This is a genomic window from Mycobacterium sp. (assembly GCF_025933915.1).
In the GTDB taxonomy this organism is placed as follows: Bacteria; Actinomycetota; Actinomycetes; order Mycobacteriales; family Mycobacteriaceae; genus Mycobacterium.
Genome location: NZ_JAICZA010000178.1, coordinates 1 through 8,326 on the forward strand (window position 1 = coordinate 1; position 8,326 = coordinate 8,326).

The 8,326-nt window shown below is 66.2% G+C and carries 7 protein-coding genes and 1 pseudogene; 4 read left to right on the forward strand and 4 right to left on the reverse strand.

The window, feature by feature from the left end:
- A partial coding sequence (locus Q0W90_RS21030) for a VWA domain-containing protein (protein ID WP_297776347.1) occupies window positions 1-1,365 on the forward strand: 1,365 nt, incomplete at its 5' end.
- An 80-nt stretch (window positions 1,366-1,445) separates the two neighbouring features.
- On the forward strand, window positions 1,446-2,663 hold the full coding sequence (locus Q0W90_RS21035; RefSeq protein WP_297776349.1) for a cytochrome P450: 1,218 nt from the start codon (window positions 1,446-1,448) through the stop codon (window positions 2,661-2,663).
- Between the two features lie 25 nt (window positions 2,664-2,688).
- Here the strand turns inward: Q0W90_RS21035 and Q0W90_RS21040 are convergent, their stop codons facing one another.
- A complete protein-coding gene (locus Q0W90_RS21040; RefSeq protein WP_297593306.1) occupies window positions 2,689-3,108 on the reverse strand; it encodes an ATP-binding protein in 420 nt (139 codons plus the stop codon).
- 151 nt (window positions 3,109-3,259) lie between these two features.
- Window positions 3,260-4,234, reverse strand: a complete 975-nt coding sequence (locus tag Q0W90_RS21045; RefSeq protein ID WP_297776352.1) for a 2-hydroxyacid dehydrogenase — start codon at window positions 4,232-4,234, stop codon at window positions 3,260-3,262.
- An 85-nt stretch (window positions 4,235-4,319) separates the two neighbouring features.
- Here Q0W90_RS21045 and Q0W90_RS21050 point away from each other — a divergent pair, with 85 nt between their 5' ends.
- Entirely contained in the window at window positions 4,320-5,177 is an 858-nt protein-coding gene (locus Q0W90_RS21050) for an LLM class F420-dependent oxidoreductase (RefSeq protein ID WP_297700198.1), read from the forward strand.
- Here Q0W90_RS21050 and Q0W90_RS21055 read toward each other — a convergent pair.
- Entirely contained in the window at window positions 5,148-6,719 is a 1,572-nt protein-coding gene (locus tag Q0W90_RS21055; protein WP_297593204.1) for a SulP family inorganic anion transporter, read from the reverse strand. The two genes, Q0W90_RS21050 and Q0W90_RS21055, sit on opposite strands and share 30 nt — an antisense overlap.
- A 398-nt stretch (window positions 6,720-7,117) precedes the next feature.
- Here Q0W90_RS21055 and Q0W90_RS21060 point away from each other — a divergent pair, with 398 nt between their 5' ends.
- Window positions 7,118-7,807: a class I SAM-dependent methyltransferase gene (locus Q0W90_RS21060; RefSeq protein WP_297593199.1), complete on the forward strand. Its 690-nt coding sequence runs from the start codon at window positions 7,118-7,120 to the stop codon at window positions 7,805-7,807.
- 19 nt (window positions 7,808-7,826) lie between these two features.
- On the opposite strand, the pseudogene Q0W90_RS21065 reads toward Q0W90_RS21060, so the two are convergent.
- A pseudogene (locus Q0W90_RS21065) lies at window positions 7,827-8,326 on the reverse strand (PPE family protein); the annotation flags it as partial.

Genomic DNA, 8,326 nt, shown 5'->3' on the forward strand with positions numbered 1-8,326 from the left:
GCGGCGCTTCGCCTCGACACCGACCCCCGCACCGCAAGCGCGGATCAGTCGCTCGAAATGGCCAGGGGATCAACAAAAGTCGCCGTCCCTCCGGAGTGGTTCGGTGTCATCAGGCCCTCGCAACTCCTGGCGTCTTCCGCCAGCCGGGCCACGCCCGCCGTGGACGCGGACCTCCGGGCGGCGATCGAGCTCGTCGGCGCGCCGGAGCCCGACGACGAGGACGACCATCCATCCGAAGAAAGCAAGATCGTCAAGCTGTTCGAGAATCCGATGTTTAGTTCACGGCTTCTCATGGACTTTCTCCGAAAGCTGTTGGGCGATGCGCCATCGCGCGGCGACGGCGCTTCGGGCGGGGAGTTTCAGGTCCGTTCGATCCGGCCGGCACGAGCGGTCGGCCCGACCGCTCGTCCACTTCCGACCCGAATCAACTTCGTCGATGGCAGGCCTGGCGCGGCATTGGGCATTGGCGGTGCCCTGCATCCGGAGTGGGACGTCTTCAACAATCGCTACCGGGCGGACTGGTGCCGAGTGATCGATTTTCCACTTACCGAGCCCACCCGCATCTCGGCGGCGCACGTGTCACCCGACGATGAGCTACGGCGACGGCTGGCACGTGTCGGTCTCGGCCCCAAGCTGTTACGGGCCCGCGCCGACGGTGACGACCTGGACATCGAGGCGCTCGTCGACCTCTGCGTCGACTTGCGCTCCGGCTGTTCACCGACGGAGGCCATCTACACCCAGCGCCGCGATCTCGTTCGGAACCTCGGCGTCCTCATTCTGCTCGACGCTTCCGGATCGGCCACCGACGCCGACCCACAGGGAAACACGGTCCTCGACCACCAGCGACGCGCGGCGGCAACCGTGGCGATGACCCTGGAGGAACTCGGCGACCGCGTGGCGATCTATGCGTTTCGATCCCACGGACGGCACGCCGTGCACCTGCCGGCGATCAAAACATTCGGACAGCGCTTCGGTGCCCCGCAACGCGCGCGGCTCAATCAGCTTGAGCCGTCCGGTTATACGCGCCTCGGAGCGGCGATCCGCGGCGCGGGCGAGATTCTCAACACCGAAGCCGGCGCGCCGAATCGGCTGCTTCTTGTCCTGTCAGACGGGTGTCCCTATGACGACGGCTACGACGGACGTTACGCGGAAGCCGATGCGAACAAGGCGCTCGAGGAACTCCGTTGCGACGGCGTCGCCTGTCTGTGCCTTTCCCTCGGGAGCGCCACCCCGGCGGAATCCCTCGAGCGCGTCTTCGGCTCCGCCAGCTACGTCAGCGCGGCGACCCTGGCCGAAGTGAGCCCGCGGATGGATGAGATGTTCGTGACGGCGCTACGCGAGCGCGCCGCGCCGCGACCGACGTGAGGGTTCGCGATACCTACCACCGCACCTACTGTAAGGTCCACGGTAAGACAGTGCATGCCCGCTTCGGGGAAGGGTGAGCCGTGCCAAGCACGATTGATACGCGCAACCAGCCGCGGCCCGATATCGATCTGACGGATGGTGCGTTCTACGCGGGCGACTCGCGACCGATCTATCGGTGGATGCGCGAGAACGAGCCGGTGTTTCGGGATCGCAACGGGCTGGCCGCTGCCGCGACGTATCAGGCGGTGATCGACGCCGAGCGGGCGCCCGAGTTGTTCTCCAACGCGGGTGGAATCCGGCCGGACCAGGACGCGCCGCCCATGATGATCGCGATGGATGACCCCGCTCACCTGTTGCGGCGCAAACTCGTCAACGCGGGCTTCACCCGCAAACGCGTCAAGGACAGGGAGTCCTCGATCGGCGCGCTGTGCGATGCGTTGATCGACAACGTCTGTGAGCGGGGCGAGTGCGACTTCGTCTGGGACCTTGCCGCCCCGCTGCCGATGGCCGTCATCGGCGACATGCTCGGGGTGCTCCCCGAAGAGCGCCAGATGTTCCTGCGCTGGTCCGACGACATGGTCACCCTGCTCAGCAGCACGACCGCGCAAGAGGACTTTCAGGTCTCGATTGACGCCTTCGCCGCCTACACCGAGTACATGATGAGCATGATTGCGGCGCGCAAGGCCGAGCCGACCGATGACTTGGTCAGCGTGCTGGTGCGGGCGGAGGTCGATGGCGAGAAGCTGGCCGACCACGAGATCGTGACCGAGGTGTTGTTGTTGCTCATCGGCGGTGACGAGACCACCCGGCACACACTGTCGGGCGGCACCGCCCAGATCCTTCGCCACCGGCAACAGCACCAGCAACTGGTCAACGACGCGGCGCTGCTCCCCAATGCGATCGAAGAGATGCTGAGGTGGACCGCGCCGGTCAAGAACATGGCCCGCACCATGACCGCCGACCTCGAGTTCCACGGCACGCAGCTCGAGCAGGGCGAGAAGATCATCTTGCTTTTCGAATCGGCGAACTTCGACGAGGCGGTGTTCGGCGATCCCGAGCGCTTCCGAATTGACCGCTACCCCAACAACCACGTGGCATTCGGCTTCGGAACCCACTTCTGCCTGGGGAATCAGTTGGCACGCCTGGAGTTGTCGATGATGCTCGAACGGTTGCTGAAGCGCCTCCCCGACATGGAGCTGGTGTCCGAGGATCCGTTGCCGCTGCGGCCCGCCAACTTCGTCAGCGGCCTGGAGAGCATGCCGGTCAAGTTCACGCCGTCGGCGCCGTCAGGCGGCTGACCTCGCGTGGCGTGCTGCGTGAAAGTTATTGTCGGCCAGCGCCATCCGCGTCGGTCGCATAATCCAAGTAGACGCTGGTGCCGTTGGGTCGGGCATGGATGGTGCAGTGATCGGCGAGGCTGTGCATCAGCGCGATGCCGCGCGAGGCGCGGGGGTCGTTGGTCTGCCTCGATGACGGCTTGCGCCAACTTCCGCGGTCACTGACGCACACCCGGAGTGACTCGGCACCGGGATCGTAGCTGGCCTGCAGTTTCATCCCACCGGCCTGGCGACAGGAACGGTAGGCGTGCTCGACGCAGTTGGCCAGGGCCTCGTTGACTCCGAGCACGACGTCCTCACGAATTTCTTGCGGCGCGCGCACCTCCTGCCGCAGCCAGTGTTGTAGGGCACGGCGCCACTTCGCCGCCGTTTCGGGGCGGGCCGTGCCGGCGAGCGTCAAGCGCACCGGCGCGTCGGTCTCCGGCAGTAGTGGACTCATGAAAGCCACATACCCAGTTGCGGCCGGAGCGATAACCTCCTGCGGATATCGCTTCGGCCACAGGCATGTTTCCGTCGTGGATCGCCAGGTCAGAGGGTCGAAAGTGGCGCCGCGGGCGCTAACGGCGTGGTGCCAGTACCGGAGTCACGAGCTCACCGGTGTCGAGATAGCTGTCGAGGTTGCGGATCGCCAGCAGCGCCATCGCCCTGCGGGTCCGGGCCGTGGCGCTTCCGATATGCGGGAGAAGCACCACGTTGTCGAGGTCACACAATTCGGCCGGCACCTGCGGCTCATCGGCGAAGACGTCCAGGCCCGCGCCCGCCAGCCCTCCCCCGGCCAGCAGTTCCACCAGCGCGTCCTGGTCGACGACGCTGCCGCGGGCGATGTTGATCAGGTATCCCTCGGGGCCTAATGCCCGCAGCACCGCGCGGTCGACCAGCTTGCGGGTGTTGTGGTCGCCCGTGGTGGCGACGACCAGCACATCGACCGACTCGGCGAGCTCCACGGGCGACGGGGCATAGCGGTACGGCGATCCCTCGATGCGGCGCCGGTTGTGATAGGCGATGGCGCAGTCGAATCCGAGCAGCCTGGTGGCGATCGCCGAACCGATGCGGCCCAGGCCCAGGATGCCGACCTGAAGGCCACTGACATCCCTGACACCCCTGGCGTACGGAAACCGGCCCTCGCGTGCCCACCGGCCCGCGCGCACGTAGCGATCGGCGGCGCCGAAACGGCGCAACGTCATCAGCATCAGGCCCAGCGCCGTGTCGGCGACCGTGTCCGACAACACATCGGGGGTGTTACTCACACCGATACCGCGGCGCTCTGCCGCCTCCAGATCGATCAGATCCACCCCGGCGCCGTTGTTGACGATGACCTCCAGGTTGGGCAGCGCCGCGATGGTGTCGGCGTCGACCCCGGGCGGCCCCCAGGTCACCAGCACCCGCACTTCGCCGGCGTGCTCGGCCAGGAATCGGGCTCGCCCCGGGCCGTCGGGAAGCTTCGGAATGTCGTAGCGCGCGGTCAGCTCGTCTTCGAGCGCCGGCTCCAACTCGCCGATCCGCAGCACGCCGCTGACCTTCTCCGCCGTCACGCCCCCATCATGCTTGAAGCCCGTACCCCAACCGCTCGACGGGCCGCGCGGGAAGCAACCATGCCACCGCGCGGTTGGACCCGGAATGCGCATTGGAGTCGTCTTCCCACAAACCGAGCTTGGCTCGGACCCCGCTGTCCTACGTGCCTACGCTCAGCGCGTCGAAGAACTCGGATTCACCCACATCCTCGCCTATGACCACGTCGTCGGCGCCGACACGACGGTGCACCAAGGCTTTCAGGGCCCTTACGACATCGACTCGACGTTTCACGAGCCGTTCGTCATGCTCGGCTACCTCGCCGCGGTCACCACCCTCGAACTCGTCACCGGCGTCATCATTCTGCCGCAGCGACAGTCGGTGTTGGTGGCCAAGCAGGCCGCCGAGGTCGACCTGCTCACCGGCGGACGCTTCCGGCTCGGTGTCGGATTGGGCTGGAACGCCGTCGAATACGAAGCGCTCGGGGAGACGTTCACCAATCGCGGCAGGCGCTCCGAGGAGCAGGTCGAACTCATGCGCAAGCTCTGGACGCAGCGATCGGTCACCTTCGACGGCAAGTACCACACCGTGACCGGGGCGGGGCTGGCGCCATTGCCCACCCAGCGGCCGATCCCGGTGTGGTTCGGTGCCGCCTCTGATCGTGCCTACGAACGCGCCGGTCGCCTCGGCGACGGCTGGTTTCCGATGATGGCGCCTGGCCCCGGCCTGGACTACGCGCTCGAGCAGGTCAACCGCGCGGCCGAGTTGGCGGGCCGCGACCCGGAGAGCCTCGGAATGGAGGGCCGGGTCAGCTGGACCGGCGATCGTGACACGCTCGCCGCCGACATCGCCGCATGGAAAGCCGCTGGGGCCAGCCACCTGTCGTTGAACACCATGAAGGCCGGCTTGGCGCATGTCGACGACCACCTTGGCGCACTAGAGCGGGCGGCCGCCGACCTGAGGTAGTGCCCCCAGCGGTGCGGCGTCATGCACTTTCTCCGCGGTCAGCTGAGCGACCAGGCTCAGGTGTGCATTGCGGCGGTGGGGTTTCGGCGGATTGCCCTCGTGTCCAATGGATTCCACCTCGACCCTGTCACGGAGACGGACCTCGCCACCCGTGGCGCAGTGCCGTCGTTGCCAGTCGCTGATGGCCTGGTGCGCCGCATGATCGAGATAGTTCGTGAGCAGGTGGATGGTCACCGACGTGCGTTCGGGGACGGTCGCCAACACACCGGTCAGCCGCGGCAAAGCCAGGAACGTGCACGCCCCCTCGACGATGACGTGCCATCCATCGTCCACGGGCTTGGCCTCGATCCTGGCTCGCACCACCCGCCATCCGGTCATTACGACGGCCAAGGCGAGTCCGATCATGACACCGTGCAGCAGATTGAGGAAGACGACGCTGACGACGGTCACCAGGTAGACGACGAGATCGCCATTGCGCAAAGCGGTTTCGATGTGTGCCGGTTTCAACAGCTCAATCCCCACGACGATGAGTAGGCCGGCAAGCGCAGCTGTCGGGATCTTTTCGACCAATCCGGCGAAGGGCACGGCGAAAAGCAGGATCCAGACACCGTGCATGATCGTCGAGGCACGGGTTCTCGCGCCGGCATTCACGTTGGCTGCGCTGCGCACGATGACGCCCGCGATGGGCAGCCCGCCGAGCGCGCCCGACGCGATGTTCGCGGCGCCTTGTCCGATCAGTTCGCGGTTGAAGTCAGTTCGCGGTCCGTTGTGCATTCGGTCGATCGACACCGCGGTCAGTAGGCTCTGGACGCTGGTGATCAGGGTGACCGTGATCACCGCGATCACGACGGCTCCCCAATTTCCCTGTGGCAGCGACGGTAACCGCAGCGCGTCGAGCACAGAGCCGTTCAGGACGATCCGGGATACGTGGAACGGGAACGCCACCGAGATGGCCGTGACCACCACAATGGCGACTAGTGGTCCGGGGATGCGGGCCAACCGCGCCGGAACCCAGCGCCACGCAACGAGAATCGCGATCACCAGCAAACCCAACGCCATTCCGGGCCGATGAGCGCCGGCGATCTGCGCGGGCAAGCCCGTGACGTTGCTCCATGCCGAACTTTGCGACGCCCCGCCCAGCAATACGTGCACTTGCTGCAAGGCGATCGTGATCCCGATACCGGCGAGCATGGCGTGCACCACGACCGGTGAGATCGCCAGGGCGGCGCGCGCGATACGGCTGAATCCCAATGCGACTTGCAGAATCCCTGCGATGACGGTGATGAAACATGCTATGGCCCAGCCAAACTGGTGGATGACATCGGCGACAACGACGGTGAGTCCGGCGGCGGGTCCACTGACCTGCAGCGGTGAGCCACCGAGCCATCCACCGACGATTCCACCGACGATCGCCGCGATCAAACCGGCGAGAACCGGTGCATCCGAAGCTATTGCGATCCCGAGCGACAATGGGAGCGCCACCAGAAAAACCACCAATGACGCCGGCAGGTCGTATTGGACGGCGCCGCGAAGCTGATCCATGCGGGACGATGTGCCCTGCTTCACACCTCGTCGACCTGGCGGTTCAGCGTGCTGCAAGGGTCCTCCCCTTAATTCGTCGATGACGGTGGGCTTTTGGATGAAGCGGTTTGACCCAGGCGATGACAAATGCGGTGAACATCGTTGTTCAGTTGGGCGCGCCTGGCCTCTGCGTACGAAAGTAGGGGGGGTGGCCAACGGCGGTCAACCGGACGGGCGGGGCCCATATCGAATGCAAATGTTTTCGCGGCGCCCCTCAGCGGTGACGGAGATCACTAATTGCACAACGAGGACCGCATCTTTCGTGCGTCTTGGTTTGGCGGACCTTCGTTGCGGGTGGTCGCCGGCCCCACATATCAAGTTCATTGACATGTATCAGGCCGGTTGATATAAACAGTGTTATGACCCAGCCAACGCAAGAGATGTTCGAAGCCGCCTACCGGGGCGAGGCCCCCGAGATGGGCGAGGGCAACCGGCCGCCCTGGAGCATCGGTGAGCCGCAACCGGAGATCGCGGCCCTCATCGAGGCCGGCAGGTTTCACGGTGACGTGCTCGATGCCGGTTGCGGCGAAGCGGCGGTGTCGCTGACGCTGGCCGAACGCGGTTTCACCACGGTGGGCCTGGACCAGTCGCCCACCGCCATCGAGTTGGCGCGCGAGAAGGCCGCCAAGCGCGGTCTGACCAGCGCCTCTTTCGACGTCGCGGACATCAGCGCCTTCACCGGATACGACGGCCGCTTCGGGACCATCGTCGACAGCACCCTTTTCCACTCGATGCCCGTGGAGCTGCGCGACGGCTATCAGCAATCGATCGTGCGGGCAGCCGCGTCCGGGGCCTCGTACTTTGTGCTCGTCTTTGATCGCGCCGCGATGCCGGCCGATGGCCCGGTCAACGCGGTCACCGAAGACGAGCTGCGCGATGTGGTCTCGAAGTACTGGGTGATCGACGAGATCCGGCCGGCGCGTATCCACGCCAACGTGCCCGAGAATTTTCTGGCGGGCTTTGAGGTCTTCGCCGGCGCCGACATTCGCGACGAGGGCAACGGCCGCAAGTCCCTAGGAGCCTGGTTACTGTCCGCGCATCTCGATTAGCGGCGCGATAGACCGCGACCTACTGGCCGTCCCAGCTCTCGGGCAGCATCGGCAGACGGGCGCCGTCACCGGACTCGTTGCCGGCCAACGTGATCAGGCCCGCCGCCCGCACGTCAGGCTTGGGCAGGGTCCCGGTGAACCCCTCTATCGAGCCACCAGATTCCGATACCAGGGTCCGGTCGGGCAGGGTAGCCGTGACCACACCGGAACCATCGTCGGCGTCAATGAATTCGTACCGGTATCCCGGGTCGACGGCCGAGCGCGGACGGCCGCGTAGCCGTCCCTGCGCCTGCTCCGACACCATCCCGCGCGCTGCAGCCGCGGCGCTCTGCGCGGCCGGCAGTGCCGTTCTGGTCCGGGTCTGCGCCTTCGAATCCATGCCCAGACCGAGGCCGCCCACCATGTAGCCGAAGCCCTCGGCGCCGGTCACCGGGGCCGGGGGCGTGGGCGGCGCCGAGGGTGGCGCAACGCTGGTGGCTGCGGTAGTCGGGGTCGACACCACCGAGGTGGCCGGCGCCA

What these genes read in the sequence shown, in the direction of transcription:
- Q0W90_RS21050 (WP_297700198.1), top strand. Translation starts at nt 4,320, where the DNA reads ATGCGCATTGGAGTCGTCTTCCCACAAACCGAGCTTGGCTCGGACCCC.
- Q0W90_RS21055 (WP_297593204.1), bottom strand. Translation starts at nt 6,719, where the DNA reads ATGGATCAGCTTCGCGGCGCCGTCCAATACGACCTGCCGGCGTCATTG.
- Q0W90_RS21060 (WP_297593199.1), top strand. Translation starts at nt 7,118, where the DNA reads ATGACCCAGCCAACGCAAGAGATGTTCGAAGCCGCCTACCGGGGCGAG.